The organism is Scandinavium sp. M-37 (genome assembly GCF_043558715.1).
GTDB lineage: Bacteria > Pseudomonadota > Gammaproteobacteria > Enterobacterales > Enterobacteriaceae > Scandinavium > Scandinavium vulneris_A.
In genome coordinates this window covers 1-521 of record NZ_JBIGIN010000108.1, presented here as the reverse complement: position 1 = coordinate 521, position 521 = coordinate 1, and the positions used below count along the sequence as shown (strand labels likewise).

1 pseudogene is annotated in these 521 nt (G+C 60.3%); it reads right to left on the bottom strand.

The window, feature by feature from the left end:
• A pseudogene (locus ACG0Z5_RS23910) lies at positions 1 to 521 on the bottom strand (OmpA family protein); the annotation flags it as partial.

Sequence of the window (521 nt, the reverse complement as noted above, 5' to 3'; positions counted from 1 at the left end):
GAACGTCGGGGTTCTCATCCATAAAGACAGCTTTGACGTGCTGATGGAACCAGCTCATCAGGCTGTTCATCAGCACCTGTTGCTGCATCGCAGGCGATCCACCGGTGGTGACCCATGCAGCGATTGAACTCGGCGCTGAAGACTCACGCCAGACCCTCACCCCTTCCCCTGGGATAGCCGCCTGCCAGAGCAGATCATTCGTCATCGCGCTGCCAATCTGACCATTCAGAATCAGCGGCACAGAATGACCCGTCTCTTTACGCAACTGGCTGATTTGCCAGCGCAGGGCCAGCAGGCGGCTGGTAAGCGCTTCGCCGTCGGCATGTTTCTGCGGACAAACGCTGACCATCACCGACAGCTGGCGACCCCAGTCAGGTCGCAACCACAGTATCTGGCGGGCTGCCTGCTCCAGATCCTGATGATCCCCCACGCGGATCCAACAGCCCTGTGTGACCGTAAGCACCGGTGACTGCTGAGGCCAGGCCAACGGCAGATCGCCACAAACCAGCACCACGGGCTGG